The organism is Photobacterium sp. 270122K (assembly GCF_059941365.1).
Genome location: NZ_JBPOEN010000011.1, coordinates 68,790 through 85,038 on the forward strand (window position 1 = coordinate 68,790; position 16,249 = coordinate 85,038).

Here is a 16,249-nt window from a genome sequence, read left to right on the forward strand (position 1 = left end):
TCAATTCTCCTCGGGAATAAGGCTGATCACCCGTTACGCCGGGCAAAATAGGTGTTGCCGGTTTCAGGCTGTATATATAAGGGGCGGCATTATAGAGATAATTGCCGCAACTATCACCGATAAAAGTATAAAAACTTTGCTAAGGCGGCAACGGCGCTTGCCACCTTGCTTACATCTTAAGATAGAAATCTTGGGTTAGCGCCGTAAAGTGGGCGGAGTAGCTGCCAGACTCATGGATCGTGAGTGTGCTGTGTTCGCAGGTTTGCGGGGAGCGCGACAAGGCGATCAGTAAGCGGCTTGCGGGCTTGGTCGCCGTGCTGCGTACCTCACACAGCTGAGTGCAATACAGCTGATGATCGGCTGCGGCCGCTATCAGCTGCTGGCCTTCATACACCGGTAAAATCAGGCTGGCTGTGCCGTGTTTACTGAGCAAGCGAGAGAGGCTGGCTAATAAAGTGGCATGAGACAAACTGTCGGTATGGCGGGCAGTGGCGCGCGCCTGACAGTGCGCTTGTTCACCGTTATTAAAGTAAGGCGGATTACACACAATGCTGTGAAAGGTCGCTGCCGGTTGTTGTGCCGTCCATGCCGCCAGATCCGCATGCTGCGCCTGTAAGCGCTCAGCCCACGGTGAGGCGGCAAAATTCAACGTTGCGGCGGCCACGGCACCGGCATCAATATCGATTGCTGTAATAGCGGCGGGCGCGTCAACGTGCGTGCGCTGGGCGATCATCAATGCCAATAACCCACTGCCACACCCAATGTCTAACATCGGCCCTCGGGGATCCAACGTGGCCCACGCCCCTAGCAACACGCCGTCGGTGCTAACCGGCATCCCACACCCATGATCGTTGACGTGGAATTGCTTAAATGTGAAACCTTTTGCCATTGTCACTCCGAAACCGATACAAATTTGCCCGTGAATTATACCTAATCGGTTTACGCACAGGGCAGATTATCAGCAAGAAAAGCCAAAAAACGCAGTGAAACAGAGACGGTTAACCAGAGGGAAGCCACAGCCAAAAATAATCCTCAGACGTATTTGTTGTTAAATAACTGTTAAAAAGAGATTAACGCTGTTTTTTATCTTTTTGATAGTTTTGGTTTTTTGGGTTTAAGTTCTGATTGGTTTGCTTATTTTGGTTGTAAATGCTGGTTTTTTAATGGGCAATCCAAAGATCGTGGTGTTTTTGGCTGAATGGTTGCTTATTGAGTGCTTTTTCGTCATTATGCTGTGAACGAGGTCACATTCAGCTTTTCGTTTTTTGTGGTCAAGGGAATGAATAATTAAAAAACAGTTGCAGACACATCAACAATTCAGAGTGGAAGGTGAAGTTTGAAAAAATCACTCAAAGTAACAGACATCCTTGCGTTAGGTTTCATGACTTTCGCGTTCTTCCTTGGGGCCGGTAATATCATTTTCCCGCCACAAGCAGGCCAGCTTGCTGGTGATCATTTACTTTCCGGTATGCTGGGTTTCCTGTCTACGGGTGTTACCTTGCCGTTGGTTGCTATTATTGCGGTAGCGGTTGCCGGTGGCTGGCAGGGTATGACGCGTGATTTGCCATCGAAAGTGGCCACGTTCCTCGCCGTGATGATTTTCATCGTGATCGGTCCTGCATTTGCAGCGCCACGTGCCGGTTTGGTTGCGTATGAAATGGGGGTAAAACCGTTCATTGATAATGCAGGGCAGCTTAGCTTAACGCTTTTCTCTATCGTCTTTTTTGCTATTGCTATGTTCCTGTCTCGCTCACGCGGCAACCTTGTCGACATGGTGGGTAAGTTCCTGACACCTATCTTGTTCCTTGCACTGATTGTGCTGGCGGTAGCGGTAGTTATGGACCCGCAAGATGCGATTGCGGCGGCGAAGGGTGATTACATTGACATGCCTTTCCTGAAAGGTTTCGTTGAAGGTTACAACACGCTAGATGCAGTGGCTGCGCTACTGTTCGGTATGGTGATTGTGGATGCGGTACGCAGCAAAGGCGTGACCGACGAGACTGCGACCCGTAAATACCTGATTTACGCAGGTCTGATTGCAGCAGCCGGTTTGACATTCGTCTACGTTTCTTTGTTCTACCTCGGCGCAACCAGTGTGAACATCGCAGCGAATGCGGCAAACGGCGGTGACATTCTGGCGATTTACGTAGCGGCATTGTTTGGCCCTGCTGGTCAAATCATTCTGTCTTTGATTGTACTACTGGCGTGTTTGACCACGGTGGTTGGTTTGATCAGTGCGTGTGCGGATTACTTCTCAACCCTAACGCGTATTACGTACGAGCAGTGGGCCGTTGCCTTGTCAGTGGCGTGCTGTGTGGTAGCCAACGTAGGTTTGAACCAGTTGATCACTCTGTCACTACCTGCGTTGTTTGCGCTGTACCCGATTGCGATGGCATTGGTTATCTTGACCTTCATCCGTCGCTGGTTGCCAAACCCAACGTTGTCTTACCGTGTGGTACTGTTGGTGGCATTGTCATTCAGCATGATTGATGCGGCGAAGGTGGCAGGATTTAACGTCCATGCGTTTGAAATCATCCCACTGTTTGATTACGGCATGGCATGGTTGATGCCAACGGCGATTGCGCTTGTGATCACCTGTATCATGGGTGCAAAAACAGCAAAGTCGGTTGAACAAAAAAGCCAAACGGCGTAATGGTTCAATCAGCAAGTGAAGAATAAAAAAGAGGGATGCCCATGGGCATCCCTCTTTTGTTTTGGCCGAAAGAGCCAAAAGACAGGGTCAGTCAGTGTTTACAACGACTCACTGTATTCCGTTAAGATCTGCTCACACCACGCGGTGATGCGATCGTCACTCAGTTCGTACTGGCTGTCTTCATCCAGCGCCAGGCCGACAAAGAACTCCCCGTCTTCCGTCAGGGCTTTAGAGGCTTCAAACTCGTAGCCTTCGTTTGGCCAGTAACCGACAAATTGTGCACCTGTTGGCAACAGCTTATCGTGCAGCATACCCATCGCATCCAAGAACCACTCGGTATAGCCTTCTTGATCGCCCAGGCCAAACAGCGCCACGGTTTTCCCGTTCAGGCTCAGCCCGTCCAGCTGTTCCCACACGCTTTCCCAATCTTCTTGCAGTTCACCGAAATCCCATGTGGAGATACCTAAAATCAGCATATCGTACTGATTCATGGCAGTGAGCTCTGCCTCTTTAATATTGTGGATCTCGACCAGCTCGCCACCGATGCAGGCGCGGATTTTTTCCGCGGCCATTTCGGTATAACAGGTGGTTGAGCCATAAAATAAGCCAATCTTCATGCTGCGTGTCCAATATGTTACGGAGAATGATGGAGAGCATATTACCTATCGCACGGCTATCTTTCACCACCTTTCCCTGTGCAGGGCGGGGGTTTTGCTGTTGATAAGGATAATTATCGGTCTATGCGGGGTTGAGCGGTTACATTTAGCGGTAAATCGACTACCATTGCAGTACTGTTTATATATCCATGTGTTTGATGGCGACTGCGCCGAAAATGGGCCGTATTTCCTTGAGGTAGTAGTGGAAAATGATGAAGTGATCATCGAGCGTTTTCTCGATGCAATGTGGATGGAGCGCGGGTTATCGGAAAATACCCTGACCTCTTACCGCAATGATCTTAAAAAGCTGCAAGTGTGGGTGGGCGAGCAGGGAGCCCGTCTGGAAACGGTCAGTGTGGATGATCTTCAGCGGTATCAACAATGGCTGCATGATGCCGATTACAAGCAGACGTCGCGTGCGCGCATGTTGTCGGCGATCCGCCGCCTGTTTCAATACCTGTATCGGGAAAAAATGCGTTTGGATGATCCCAGCGCGTTGTTGATCAGCCCGAAGTTACCCAAGCGTTTGCCGAAAGATATCACTGAAGAGCAGGTATGGGCGCTGTTGGATGCGCCGGACTTGAACGATCCGGTAGAGTTACGCGACAAAGCCATGCTGGAGCTGTTATACGCGACGGGCTTGCGTGTGACGGAGTTGGTGAGCCTGACGATGGAGAATGTCAGCTTGCGTCAGGGCGTGGTACGCGTGACGGGTAAAGGGGACAAAGAGCGCTTGGTGCCGATGGGGGAAAATGCCATCGATTGGATTGAGCAATTTATTCAGCATGGCCGCCCCGCGTTATTGGGTGAAAAAACCTCTGACGTGGTGTTCCCGAGTAAGCGTGCCCAGCAGATGACACGCCAGACGTTTTGGCACCGTATCAAACATTATGCGGTCATTGCGGGTATCGACAGTGATAGCTTATCCCCGCACGTGATGCGCCATGCCTTTGCCACCCACTTACTTAATTACGGGGCAGATCTTCGCGTGGTGCAAATGTTGTTGGGCCACAGCGATTTGTCGACCACGCAAATTTACACCCATGTGGCGACCGAGCGATTGAAGCAACTGCATCAGACGCATCACCCTCGCGCGTAGCGCACACAAAGCACGCATAAAATGTTGTAAAGCGTGATACTAGTCCCGTTATTGTGAGATTGGTTATACTCCAGTGATGAGATATTTAGGGCGTGCTGAAATTATTTTGTACTCTCAGGGTCATATTTCTAAGTGGACGCTGATCGGTACGTCGAAGACGGCCATGCCTTGTCTGATACATTTGTGTTTATCTATTTAGTGAAAGGAAAAGTTAATGCGCTTTTTGGGCCGTACGTTACTTGCAACCGCTGTGGCAATGACAGCTTTTACCGCTTCGGCAAAACCGGATGAAGCGGCAATCAATAACAAATTGAGCAGCCTGGGTCTGAAGTCTGTCGAAATCAGCGCGTCACCGGTATCTGGCTTAAACGAAGTCGTGACTGACCGTGGCATTTTGTACATGAACGATGACGCGAGCTATTTCTTGGCGGGTAATCTGTTCAAGAGCGAAGATGGGGCACAGCCTGTGAACCTGACTGAGCAAAAAATGGCGAAGCTGAACAAAGATAAGCTGAAAGGGATGGAAGATGAGATGATCGTCTATCCTGCCAAAGATGAAAAATACGTGGTGACGGTGTTTACTGACACCAGCTGTGGTTACTGCCGTAAGCTGCATAACGAAATGCAGGCATACAACGATGCCGGCATCACCATCCGTTACTTGGCGTTCCCTCGTGGCGGTAAAAACTCGCGTAACTTCAGCGAAATGAGCGCGATTTGGGGAGCCAAAGATCGCGTGAAAGCGATGCATGATGCGAAGAGTGGTACGTTTGATCAAAGCGGTCCGAAGCAGGATGACATGATCATGCAGCAGTATGATTTGGGCGTGGCCATGGGCGTATCCGGTACACCGGCGTTGGTACTGGAAGACGGTACGATGCTGCCGGGCTACCAGCCTGCAGCCATGCTGCGTAAGATGCTCGACAGCCGCAGTTAAGACGTTGACCACCACGGCGGTGTAGCCGTGATGCGATAACCGTTAAACAGCCCGACACACACGTTAGCCCGTGCGTGCTCGGGCTGTTGCGTTTCTGCGCCGCCATTTTTATCCTCCTTGAGTGCCCCTTGTTGCGCCACCGTGTTGCTCTTCGACCGTTAATCCCCGTGAACCGTTAATCCCTGTGACAGAATGTCGGTGGCGTTCGCTATCTGTGGCATGCTCAATCCGTCATCTTGTGATAACGTGGGTATATAGTGATTTTTCTTTTCTCCTCTCTGCCAGCAGACGTGTCCCATGATTGAAATAAAACGCCGCCCTGAGGCGGACACCAGCCAGTTTACTGATGCCACCCCGCCGTTATTACAGCGGATTTATGCCAGTCGCGGGATCACCTGCGAGGCGGAGCTTGAGCGCGGTGCCCGTGGGCTGCTGGGCTATGATCAACTGTTTGGCATTCAGCCAGCGGTGGATTTGTTGGTACAAGCGCTAGCCGAACAACGCCGCATTATCGTGGTCGGGGATTTTGATGCCGATGGCGCCACCAGTTCTGCCTTGTCGGTGTTGGCGCTGCGTATGCTGGGGTGCCGCAATGTCGATTATTTGGTGCCAAACCGGTTTGATGACGGTTATGGTTTAAGCCCCGAGGTGGTGGAGCAAGCTGCTGCCCGTGGTGCAGAGATGATCATGACGGTGGATAACGGCGTGTCGTCGATTGCGGGTGTGGCGGCGGCGAAAGCCAAGGGTATCCAAGTGTTGGTGACCGATCACCACTTGCCGGGTGATACCTTGCCGGAGGCGGATGCGATGGTGAATCCGAACCTGCATGCTTGTGACTTCCCATCCAAATCCCTCTGTGGGGTCGGTGTGGCGTTTTATCTGATGCTGGCTTTGCGTGCGACGTTGCGCCAGAGCAATTGGTTCAGTGAGCAGGGGATCAGTGAGCCAAACTTGGCCGAGTTGTTGGACTTGGTGGCATTGGGTACCGTGGCGGATGTGGTGGCCTTAGATGGCAACAACCGTATTTTGGTGCACCAAGGCTTGCAGCGTATCCGTGCCGGTAAATGCCGTCCGGGGATCCGTGCGCTGATTGAAGTGGCGAACCGCGATCCGGCCAAGCTGGTCGCGAGTGATTTGGGCTTTGCTCTGGGCCCGCGTATCAATGCCGCTGGGCGATTGGATGACATGTCGTTCGGGGTCGAGTTGCTATTGTGTGACAACATTCAGGCCGCCCGCCGTATGGCGACCGAGCTGGATGCACTTAACCAGACCCGCAAGGAAATCGAACAAGGCATGAAAGAAGAAGCCTTGGCGATTTGTGAACGATTGAAATTTAACCAGCAAGACATGCCGTATGGCTTGGTGTTGTTCCAGCGTGACTGGCACCAAGGGGTGATCGGTATTTTGGCGTCACGCATTAAAGAGCGTTATCACCGCCCGGTGATTGCGTTTGCCGATGCGGGCAGTGGGGAAGTAAAAGGCTCATGCCGCTCGATCCCCGGTTTGCATATGCGGGATGTGTTGGATCTGATCGACACCCAAAACCCGGGCATGATCCTAAAGTTTGGTGGCCACGCCATGGCGGCCGGCTTAACCATTCAGGACGCTCAGCTTGAAGCGTTTAGCAAAGCGTTTGATGCGGCGGTACGTAACGAGTTGGATGAAGCAGCGCTGAAAGGCGTGCTGCTGACCGATGGCGAATTGCAGCCACAAGAGCTGAGCATGCCTACCGCAGAGTTGTTGCGCGCGGGTGGCCCGTGGGGACAACAATTTCCTGAGCCGATGTTTGATGGCCAGTTCCGCCTGTTGCATCAAAAGCTGGTGGGGGGCAAGCACCTGAAGATGATGCTGGAGCCCGTTCACGGCGGCAGTGTGATTGATGCCATTGCGTTTAATATTGATTTACGCCGCTGGCCGGATGCCTCCGTGCAGCAGGTCGAGTTAGTCTATCGTCTTGATGTCAATGAATTTAGAGGCAACAGTAGCTTGCAGTTGATGGTCGAACACATGGCCGCCCTGTAACCCCTACACTGTCATCAGTGGCACGGTTTGTTCGGCCGTAAGCAGAGCAAACCGTGCATTGCAACCCCGCCACCACGCTGTTTCTGTGACTGGGCTTAGAAAATAAATTCACAGATTCCCTTTCTTCCCCCCTGTATATTCTATCTACAATTCGATAGAATCCTTCGGTTATGTCCATTTCGGCTATGAAGAGTGGCAATGTTCGAGATTAATCCTATTAAAAACCGACTTGAGGATGTGTCAGCGCGTACTGATATCCTTAGGGGGTACCTTTGACTATGATGCTAAGAAAGAGCGTCTAGAAGAGGTAAACGCAGAATTAGAGCAACCTGATGTGTGGAACGAACCTGAGCGCGCCCAAGCGCTGGGTAAAGAACGTTCTGCCCTGGAAGCGATTGTCGATACCATTGATCAGCTAGACCAAGGCGTTGAAGACGTTGAAGGCCTGCTTGAACTAGCGGTAGAAGAAGAAGACCAAGAAACGTTTGACGAGATCGAACCTGAACTGGCTGAGCTTGAAGCGAAGCTGGCGAAGCTTGAGTTCCGTCGTATGTTCTCTGGCGATCACGACGCTTCTGATTGTTATATCGACCTTCAAGCGGGTTCAGGTGGTACTGAAGCGCAAGACTGGACGTCAATGATGCTGCGCATGTACTTGCGTTGGGCTGACGCCAAAGGCTTCAAAACGGAAGTGATTGAAGTGTCTGAAGGTGATGTAGCAGGTCTGAAATCGGTCACAGTACGTATTGCGGGTGAGTACGCATACGGCTGGCTACGTACCGAGACCGGTGTACACCGTCTTGTGCGTAAATCACCGTTCGACTCAGGCGGTCGTCGTCATACCTCATTTGCATCTGTCTTTATCTACCCTGAAGTGGATGACAACATCAATATCGAGATCAATCCTTCTGATCTGCGTATCGATGTATACCGTGCCTCAGGCGCGGGTGGTCAGCACGTTAACACCACCGAATCGGCGGTACGTATTACTCACGTCCCGACCAACACGGTAGTACAGTGTCAGAACGACCGTTCTCAGCACAAGAACAAAGACCAAGCGATGAAGCAGTTGAAAGCAAAACTGTTCGAGCTTGAGATGCAAAAGCAAAATGCTGAGAAGCAAGCCAACGAAGACTCGAAGTCTGACATTGGTTGGGGTAGCCAGATCCGTTCTTACGTACTGGATGACTCTCGCATTAAAGATTTACGTACTGGGGTGGAGAATCGTAACACCCAAGCAGTACTGGACGGCGACTTAGACCGTTTTATTGAAGCCAGCCTGAAATCAGGTCTGTAACCGACACTGGTTTAAACATGTAAGGGTTAACCCATGACTGATCAATTACTAGATGAGAATAAGCTGATTGCTGAGCGTCGCGCGAAACTGGATATGATTCGCGAGAACTGTAAAGCAAACGGCCATCCGAATGATTTCCGTCGCGACAGCTTAGCGGGCGATCTTCAGGCTAAATTCGGTGAATTGAGCAAAGAAGAACTGGAAGAAGCGGGTCACGTAGTGGCTATCGCGGGCCGTATCATGGCTAAACGTGGTCCATTCCTTGCTATCCAAGACGTGTCTGGTCGCATTCAGGCTTACGCTGACAAAGCGGTTCAGGGCGAACTGAAAGAAAAATACTCAGGTCTGGATATCGGTGACATCATCGGTATTAAAGGTGCGTTGCACAAATCAGGCAAAGGCGACCTGTACGTGAACATGGAACAGTACGAGCTACTGACCAAAGCATTGCGTCCGCTACCTGAAAAATTCCACGGTTTGACCGATCAGGAAATGCGTTACCGTCAGCGTTACGTTGATTTGATCGTGAATGAAGATTCACGTAATGCCTTTAAGATCCGTTCAAAGCTGATTTCAGCGATCCGCCGTTACATGGAGTCAAAAGACTTCATGGAAGTGGAAACGCCAATGATGCAAGTGATCCCGGGTGGTGCGTCTGCACGTCCATTCATCACGCATCACAACGCGTTGGATCAGGAAATGTTCCTGCGTATCGCGCCTGAGCTATACCTGAAGCGTTTGGTTGTGGGTGGTTTTGAGCGTGTGTTCGAAATCAACCGTAACTTCCGTAACGAAGGCCTGTCTCCGCGTCACAACCCTGAATTCACCATGATTGAATTCTACATGGCGTACGCGGATTACAACGATCTGATGGATCTGACGGAAGACATGCTACGCACTGTTGCCGTTGAAGTATTGGGTAGCTCTTCAATGCCTTACGGCGAGCACACCGTTGAATTCGGCGGTCAGTACGCGCGTATGAGCATGCTAGATGCGATCAAACACTACAACCCTGAGCACGCTGACATTCAAGCGCTAACGTACGACCTTGTTGCTGATCGTGAGCACATGGCGAACATCGCACGCAGCTTGGACATCTACGTTGAGAAGTTCTGGACCTGTGGTCAGCTTCTGGAAGAAATCTTTGGTGAAACCGCTGAGCCGAAATTGATGCAGCCAACGTTCATCACTGAATACCCAGCCGATATCTCGCCATTGGCACGTCGTAATGACAACAATGCCTTCATCACAGACCGCTTTGAGTTCTTCATTGGCGGCCGTGAAGTGGCAAACGGCTTCTCTGAGCTGAATGACTCGCAAGATCAAGATCAGCGTTTCAAAGCACAGATGAACGCGAAAGATGCGGGTGATGATGAAGCCATGTACTACGACGGCGACTACATCACGGCACTTGAGCACGGCCTACCGCCAACAGCGGGTCAAGGTATCGGTATCGACCGTTTGGCGATGCTATTTACCAATACGCACACTATCCGTGACGTCATTCTGTTCCCGGCAATGCGCCCACAGAACAACGGCTAACGGCTTTTGTGATGAAAAAACCACTCTTCGGAGTGGTTTTTTTTTGCCTGTTGTTCACGGTTTGTTGTCTGTGTCTCATGGCATGAGGATAAACGCGCATGAAGCGAGGCAATGCGCGTTACACGTATTCGTGCGATGGGTCGCAACCAAAAAGGCAAGCGTAGTATGAGAATGTGTTGTTTTCACCTCTGTCGCATGTTTTTTTTGACATAGCATGACTCGCTATAATTTTGATAGTAAACAAGTTGCATTTAAATGATCATGCAACATATGATCAAAGGCATGAATATGGAATCCTTACCGTAGTTGGTTGCTATGGCCCGTTGCCAATCTTGCAAGGGGTATTGGCAAGAGATAGTAGTTGGATGAATATGGTGAAAACAAATAGCCCAGTACTGGGAACACTGGTGGTGTTAGGTGACGGTGCGTGTACGTGGCTGCCTGCCTTAGAAAAAGCGGGGTGGCAGTGCCATCGCAGTCTGGATCTACGTGCTGCCGATCGCTTGTTGTTGGAAACCGGCCCATGTATTGGGGTGGTGGATGTCACCCGGGATAACTTCAGCCTGCAAGGGATCGCCGGCGTGGTGAATCGTAATAAGCAGGCCCGTTGGCTCGCCTTAGTGCGTGAAGATCAGCTCTGTAATGATGCGATCTGCCAATTCATTGTGAATTTTTGCGTCGACTACTTTACGATTCCGGTGCCTGAGTCTCAGTTACTGAAAACCATCGGTCATCAGCTGGGGATGCTGCAATTAGAACGGCGGGTGTGGCCCGAGTTGGGACAGTTTGGCCAGCATGGTTTACAGGGTGAACAACCGGCGATGCAAAAGCTGCAGCACCAGGTGAAGCGGCTTGCCATGACCGATATGCCTGTGTTGGTGCTGGGGGAAATTGGCACCGGAAAAGAGCTGGTCGCGCAAGCGATCCATCAGGCTTCTACTCGTGCGAAGTCCGCCTTTATCACTGTTAATTGTGACGACGTTGAGTCCGATTGGTGCGTGCCGGTGTTACCCGATAACCAAGCGCAGTGTTGTTTTTCGGCGGCAGAAAACGGGGTATTGTTCTTAGATGAAATCGCCTTGTTAGACGATACCTGCCAGCAAGATATTTTACGCCTTCTTGAAAGTGACGCCTTCACCACCACGTGTGGCCGCGCTATTCGCCCTAACGTACGTTTAATCGTCTCCACCCGCTATTCACTGGATGATCTGCTGGAAGCGGGCACCTTACGTGATGATCTTTATTACCGCTTGAATACGTTCCATTTAACCGTGCCTGCACTGCGTGAGCGCGGCGGAGACATTCAATTGTTGGCGGAATATCTCTTGCTCAAATTTGCCCGTCAGTACAACAGTCCGGTCAAGCAGTTGTCCGCGAAAGCCAGTCAGCTGTTGATGGGGTATTCATGGCCAGGCAATGTGCGGGAATTGGTGGGTCAGATCAAACGGGCTATTTTGTTGGCTGACAGTAAAGTGCTGGATGTAGAGCATTTTGATTTGCCGCGTATTAACGATGATCGCCAGAGCTTGAAAACCATCCGTGAAGAATCAGAGCGGGGGGCATTATTGGCGGTGTTGGAAAATAACAAAGGGCAGATCTCAGCGGCCGCCAGAGAGCTGGGGGTATCGCGCGCGACCATGTACCGCTTACTCAATAAACATGATTTGGTACCGCCGCCGCGTCATTTTCGACAAAGCTAGCGGCATGCCTGATGGCAACGGTCACCGCCGCTGGCTTTTCTTTTCGTGAAGTCAGCACTTACACTGAAATTTAGCGATAGGGAGAGAATTATGTCATCGTCTCCCGCTTGCTCTCTTTGTCATCAGCACAATATGGTTTTCCTCATTTTCAATGTGTTAGGCGGTTGTTTTTTCACTGCGGACTATTAAAATGAACCTTCATTCTCATATCAACCCCCTGTTATTGGAGGAACACATCATGCTAGATAAACGCCTGACATTGACCTGTTTTTCCGATGATACGGTAACGTATTCACACCATTAACGTATGCGTTAATTGCTGTGTAAATAGGCCGCGGAGTACTGTCGCGGCTAGTTAAGTCTTACTTATGTTGTCAGCCTGATACGGCAGTCCTGCGTCCTGAATTTAGTTAAATTTATTAGGAGAGCATGACCATGCGCCAATCAGTCTATTTACGACTTGCCGTTTTTTTTGTTCAACTGGATCTTCAGCGTGAAGATACCCACTGGCGTCAGCAGTATCGCCGAGTTCAGGTTAATTTACCGCATCTTTCAGCCCACTTGCTGAATGATATTGGTATTGACCGAGACTCACGCATTGCCAGCGATCGATTGTCTACCCCGGCCAGCCGCAAGGTACGTCACCTTAGACGCTTACACCGGCCACGATTACTGACGTAATCGGTCCCCCTGTTGTATGACGGCAGGGGGTAGCGAGAAAATCAAAAGCCCCCGTTCTGTGACGGGGGCTTTTTTGTCTTACTCGATCCGTAACGGCTTATGGGCAGGGATTGGAGTATTGCACGCCCACCGCGTGCAAATCGGTCATTACCTCTTCGCTCAGGTGGAGATCGATACTGGCAATATTGGCCTCCAGTTGATCCAGGGTGGTCGCCCCAATAATGTTGCTGGCAACAAACGGCCGTTGGTTAACAAACGCCAGCGCCATTTGCGCGGGATCGAGGCCGTGTTTATGCGCCACATCGACGTACGCTTGTGTCGCCGCGATACCTTGCGGGTTGAAGTAGCGAGAGAAACGTTCAAACAAGGTACAGCGCGCTCCGGCGGGACGTGCCCCTTGCAGGTATTTGCCACTGAGAGCACCAAACGCCAGCGGTGAATAGGCCAACAGCTCGACCCCTTCCTGATGGCTGATCTCAGACAGGCCCACTTCAAAACTGCGGTTTAGCAAGTTATACGGATTCTGAATGGTCACGACTCGCGGTAAATCATGCTTTTCCGCCAATTTCAAAAACGACATTACCCCCCAAGGGGTTTCATTAGACAGGCCGATATAGCGCACTTTGCCCGCCCGCACGAGTTCTGCCAGAGCATCGAGGGAATCATTGAGTGTGACGCCGGACTGATCGTCTTTTGCGGTGTAGTTGAGTTGACCAAAGCAATTGGTTTCCCGCTGTGGCCAATGCAATTGATACAGGTCGATGTAGTCGGTTTGTAAGCGCTCAAGGCTGGTTTCGACCGCATCATGAATGTTGCGGCGATCAAGCGCCATATCAGGCCGAATATACGGCAAGCTGCGTGGTCCCGCGACTTTGGTAGCGAGAATGACTTTGTCACGACGGCCGGTTTTTTTCAGCCAATTGCCAATATAGCGCTCGGTGAGGCCTTGCGTGTCCGCCTTGGGCGGTACGGGGTACATTTCTGCGGTATCAATGAAGTTAACGCCGCGTTCAAGGGCCAAATCGAGTTGGCTGTGGGCGTCTTTCTCGGTGTTTTGCTCACCAAACGTCATGGTGCCAAGACAAATTTTGCTGACTTCCAGATGGGTATTCGGGATCGTGTGATAGTGCATGAGTCCTCCTTGGACGGCGTGCGTAACCGATAAGCCATGATTTGACTATAACGTGATGCCGCCTTACTGAGAAGCTGGGTTTTCGTTGGGGGAACTTGCCGACTGAGAGGAACTGACCAATAGTTAAAATCAGTTATTGTTCATCAGGGTAACGGTTCGTCACCCTCACGTTAGGGCTCGCTATGAAATTGTCACAGTTAAAACATTGGACGCAGGCCGACACCGGTGTGTTGCCGCGCTGTATTGTCACCAGTTATGCGGGGTGTGCTGACTATTTGATGGAAGTGGAATACAAGCATCATCTTGAGCCATTGAAAAATGACGCCGGGGAGATGGTACGGTTTCAAACGTTAGATCAGGTCGGTGAATTATTGCGACCGCTGGGGATCACGTCGGTAACGTTGCGCGTCACCGATCCGTATGACGAGTTTTCCCCTGATGGCCAGCTCTCGCCGTGTCGGGAAGACATGACGATCGCTTTGTAGTCGAGGGGGAGGCCGATGATGAAAGTCGGAAGAATCAGAGAATAAAGTAGCGTTCAAGCAAGCCTGCAGTGAACGTGGTTTTGAGGTAAAAGCCGCGCGGCAAGGTTTTGATCGGCTGGCCATTCGCGCCATAGGCTTCAGTTAAGGCTCGGCTGTTGGCTGCTTTAGGGCGAAGCTGCAAGACATCCCCATGACGGGCGGTGATCTGCTCGACGCGACCCAGTACGATCATGTCCATCAACTCCTCCCAGTCTTGGCGCAGTTGTTGCTCTTCATCGGCGGATGGACGCCAGAGCAAAGGCGAGCCGACATGGCGTTCAGCCAGTGGGATTTCACGTTCGCCTTCGACGGGGATCCAAAGCACGTGGGCGAGCTTATGGCGAATGTGGCTGTTTTCCCAGTTCAGGCCCTGTAGCCCGATCAGCGGGGCGACACAGACAAAGGTGGTTTCAAGGGGCTTGCCGTTATAACCGATCGGGATGGTTTTAAGTTCAATCCCGAGCTCAGCAAAGTCAGGGATTGGCTTGCTGCCAGCACTGGCCCCTAAGTGCCATTCCAGCAACTGGCCGACCCAGCCTTTATCGCGCTTGAGATCGGGAGGGGGAATGATCCCGGCTTCTGCCGCTAATTCACCCAATGTCATGCCTGCAAGTGCGTGTGCCCGCTCAAGCAACGCTTGTTCAGTGGTGGGGGTGGGCTTGGGGGGCAGTTTATCTACAGGTTTCATAAGCTCATCGTATCGTTGGGGGCTGTGGCCATCGCGTAGGATTTTATCATAGCGAAAGACACAGTGGGTGGGGGAAAAAACGGTGTGGCAGTACGTCAAGGCAGCATGATCACTGCGTTTGTTGCGAGGCGTGACAGAGAATAGCAACGGGTTTTTTTACGTATCACCATGAAAATACGTTATTTTATTGAGTGTTCTGTACGATCTTCGCAAAACGTAAGGTTTGCGGTGGGCGAGGCGGGGATGATCGTTGCCGTTTAGTTATCCACAAGGGAAGCGGGCAAATTTCTTTATAATCAATAATATGGATAAATACACAGGGGTTTGGCGGTATTTTAAACGTATTAGTGCGTGATTTTTGTGCGTTTTACGCTCTGTGGTGTGGATAAGGAAGTGATTGTTCGATCTTTAACCGATCGCATTGTGTTGAGTATGGATCCAATGTGTGATCGATTTGTTTTTGTCTGGTTTTGATTTTATCTTATTGTTTTAATGTGTTTTGTTTTTTGCGGTCGTGGATAATTTCAACAATTTAGCGGCGTGAGGATCCTATGTGATTCCCCCGTTTTCTGGCTTCTTCACAAATCTATCCACAGAAAACGTGTATAAATGTGGCCTAGGTCTCATTTGATTGTTTATAAAAAAAGCACCTGGGTGAAGTTATCCAGAATATGCGGCTTTGGTAGGAAAAAGACGTGATAAATTAGAATGTTTGTTTACCCGTTGCACTGACTATGAAAAAATCACAATTAATAGAGATTTATATTGAGGTCGTCCAGTGATTGATGGCGATGGATACCGCCCGAATGTGGGTATTGTGATCTGTAATAGCCATGGCGAAGTATTCTGGGCTCGACGATATGGACAACATTCCTGGCAGTTTCCGCAGGGCGGGATTGATGAGGGGGAGACCCCTGAGCAAGCCATGTACCGGGAACTCTACGAGGAAGTGGGGCTAACCAAGAAAGATGTGCGAATTTTGGCGTCAAGTCGCCATTGGCTTCGTTACAAACTTCCTAAACGGTTAGTTCGCTGGGATTCTAAGCCTGTTTGTATCGGCCAAAAGCAGAAATGGTTTCTGCTCAGTCTAGAATGTGATGAGTCCAAGGTGAACATGCAGCGTGGCACGACACCGGAGTTTGATGGTTGGCGTTGGGTCAGCTATTGGTATCCGGTGAGACAAGTTGTGTCCTTCAAGCGCGACGTTTACCGGCGTGCACTAAAAGAATTTGCCGCAATGGCAATGCCGTTTAAAGAGCGCAAAGACCGCAAAAAGCGCCGGATTAAGCGAGGATAAACGCGGTAAAGAGGGAATAGG

At 50.8% G+C, this 16,249-nt stretch carries 15 protein-coding genes; 10 read left to right on the plus strand and 5 right to left on the minus strand.

All coding sequences use genetic code 11. The features are described 5' to 3' along the window. Positions 1-169: 169 nt before the first annotated feature. Positions 170-889, minus strand: a complete 720-nt coding sequence (locus ACSF8W_RS18630; RefSeq protein ID WP_500848662.1) for a tRNA1(Val) (adenine(37)-N6)-methyltransferase — start codon at positions 887-889, stop codon at positions 170-172. Positions 890-1,336: 447 nt separating this feature from the next. Here ACSF8W_RS18630 and brnQ point away from each other — a divergent pair, with 447 nt between their 5' ends. Beyond that, on the plus strand, positions 1,337-2,653 hold the full coding sequence (gene brnQ / locus ACSF8W_RS18635; protein WP_500848663.1) for a branched-chain amino acid transport system II carrier protein: 1,317 nt from the start codon (positions 1,337-1,339) through the stop codon (positions 2,651-2,653). 98 nt (positions 2,654-2,751) lie between these two features. Here brnQ and fldB read toward each other — a convergent pair whose 3' ends face one another. Further along, positions 2,752-3,270: a flavodoxin FldB gene (gene fldB / locus ACSF8W_RS18640; protein WP_500848664.1), complete on the minus strand. Its 519-nt coding sequence runs from the start codon at positions 3,268-3,270 to the stop codon at positions 2,752-2,754. A gap of 241 nt (positions 3,271-3,511) precedes the next feature. Between fldB and xerD the strand changes: the two genes are divergently transcribed. Both xerD and dsbC read left to right on the plus strand, forming a co-directional pair. After that, the gene (xerD, locus tag ACSF8W_RS18645) at positions 3,512-4,408 is read left to right on the plus strand and encodes a site-specific tyrosine recombinase XerD (RefSeq protein WP_500848759.1); all 897 of its coding nucleotides are present in this window, start codon (positions 3,512-3,514) and stop codon (positions 4,406-4,408) included. 214 nt (positions 4,409-4,622) lie between these two features. Next, positions 4,623-5,345 carry a bifunctional protein-disulfide isomerase/oxidoreductase DsbC gene (gene dsbC, locus ACSF8W_RS18650; RefSeq protein WP_500848665.1) on the plus strand — a complete coding sequence of 241 codons (723 nt, stop codon included), beginning with the start codon at positions 4,623-4,625 and terminating at the stop codon, positions 5,343-5,345. Here dsbC and ACSF8W_RS18655 read toward each other — a convergent pair. Beyond that, positions 5,342-5,485 (minus strand): hypothetical protein, encoded by a 144-nt coding sequence (locus ACSF8W_RS18655; protein ID WP_500848666.1) that lies wholly within the window; start codon positions 5,483-5,485, stop codon positions 5,342-5,344. The genes dsbC and ACSF8W_RS18655 overlap by 4 nt on opposite strands. 157 nt (positions 5,486-5,642) lie before the next feature. On the opposite strand from ACSF8W_RS18655, the gene recJ reads away from it, so the two are divergent. The 5 genes from recJ (at position 5,643) to ACSF8W_RS18680 (ending at position 12,587) form a co-directional block, all read left to right on the plus strand. Further along, positions 5,643-7,367 (plus strand): single-stranded-DNA-specific exonuclease RecJ, encoded by a 1,725-nt coding sequence (gene recJ / locus ACSF8W_RS18660; protein WP_500848667.1) that lies wholly within the window; start codon positions 5,643-5,645, stop codon positions 7,365-7,367. A gap of 198 nt (positions 7,368-7,565) precedes the next feature. After that, positions 7,566-8,664 (plus strand): peptide chain release factor 2 gene (prfB, locus tag ACSF8W_RS18665; protein ID WP_500848668.1). Its coding sequence is split into 2 segments (ribosomal slippage): positions 7,566-7,640 and positions 7,642-8,664, totalling 1,098 coding nucleotides; the frame shifts between segments, so codons are not numbered across the junction. Positions 8,665-8,697: 33 nt separating this feature from the next. Then, on the plus strand, positions 8,698-10,206 hold the full coding sequence (gene lysS / locus ACSF8W_RS18670; RefSeq protein ID WP_500848669.1) for a lysine--tRNA ligase: 1,509 nt from the start codon (positions 8,698-8,700) through the stop codon (positions 10,204-10,206). Positions 10,207-10,571: 365 nt separating this feature from the next. Further along, positions 10,572-11,906, plus strand: coding sequence for a sigma-54-dependent transcriptional regulator (locus ACSF8W_RS18675; RefSeq protein WP_500848670.1), 1,335 nt, complete (start codon positions 10,572-10,574; stop codon positions 11,904-11,906). Positions 11,907-12,341: 435 nt separating this feature from the next. Continuing rightward, a complete protein-coding gene (locus tag ACSF8W_RS18680) occupies positions 12,342-12,587 on the plus strand; it encodes a hypothetical protein (protein ID WP_500848671.1) in 246 nt (81 codons plus the stop codon). A 97-nt stretch (positions 12,588-12,684) separates the two neighbouring features. On the opposite strand, the gene ACSF8W_RS18685 is transcribed toward ACSF8W_RS18680, so the two are convergent. Further along, a complete protein-coding gene (locus ACSF8W_RS18685) occupies positions 12,685-13,719 on the minus strand; it encodes an NADP(H)-dependent aldo-keto reductase (protein ID WP_500848672.1) in 1,035 nt (344 codons plus the stop codon). Positions 13,720-13,901: 182 nt separating this feature from the next. Here ACSF8W_RS18685 and ACSF8W_RS18690 point away from each other — a divergent pair, with 182 nt between their 5' ends. Beyond that, positions 13,902-14,204: a DUF6482 family protein gene (locus ACSF8W_RS18690; RefSeq protein ID WP_500848673.1), complete on the plus strand. Its 303-nt coding sequence runs from the start codon at positions 13,902-13,904 to the stop codon at positions 14,202-14,204. Between the two features lie 34 nt (positions 14,205-14,238). Here ACSF8W_RS18690 and mutH read toward each other — a convergent pair whose 3' ends face one another. After that, positions 14,239-14,931: a DNA mismatch repair endonuclease MutH gene (gene mutH, locus ACSF8W_RS18695; protein ID WP_500848674.1), complete on the minus strand. Its 693-nt coding sequence runs from the start codon at positions 14,929-14,931 to the stop codon at positions 14,239-14,241. 778 nt (positions 14,932-15,709) lie between these two features. Here mutH and rppH point away from each other — a divergent pair. After that, the gene (rppH, locus tag ACSF8W_RS18700; RefSeq protein ID WP_500848675.1) at positions 15,710-16,228 is read left to right on the plus strand and encodes an RNA pyrophosphohydrolase; all 519 of its coding nucleotides are present in this window, start codon (positions 15,710-15,712) and stop codon (positions 16,226-16,228) included. Positions 16,229-16,249: the final 21 nt, after the last annotated feature.

Coding starts and splice junctions, on each gene's coding strand:
- ACSF8W_RS18685 (WP_500848672.1), bottom strand. CDS start 13,719: ATGCACTATCACACGATCCCGAATACCCATCTGGAAGTCAGCAAAATT.
- lysS (WP_500848669.1), top strand. CDS start 8,698: ATGACTGATCAATTACTAGATGAGAATAAGCTGATTGCTGAGCGTCGC.
- recJ (WP_500848667.1), top strand. CDS start 5,643: ATGATTGAAATAAAACGCCGCCCTGAGGCGGACACCAGCCAGTTTACT.
- ACSF8W_RS18690 (WP_500848673.1), top strand. CDS start 13,902: ATGAAATTGTCACAGTTAAAACATTGGACGCAGGCCGACACCGGTGTG.
- dsbC (WP_500848665.1), top strand. CDS start 4,623: ATGCGCTTTTTGGGCCGTACGTTACTTGCAACCGCTGTGGCAATGACA.
- mutH (WP_500848674.1), bottom strand. CDS start 14,931: ATGAAACCTGTAGATAAACTGCCCCCCAAGCCCACCCCCACCACTGAA.
- ACSF8W_RS18630 (WP_500848662.1), bottom strand. CDS start 889: ATGGCAAAAGGTTTCACATTTAAGCAATTCCACGTCAACGATCATGGG.
- ACSF8W_RS18675 (WP_500848670.1), top strand. CDS start 10,572: ATGAATATGGTGAAAACAAATAGCCCAGTACTGGGAACACTGGTGGTG.
- fldB (WP_500848664.1), bottom strand. CDS start 3,270: ATGAAGATTGGCTTATTTTATGGCTCAACCACCTGTTATACCGAAATG.
- ACSF8W_RS18680 (WP_500848671.1), top strand. CDS start 12,342: ATGCGCCAATCAGTCTATTTACGACTTGCCGTTTTTTTTGTTCAACTG.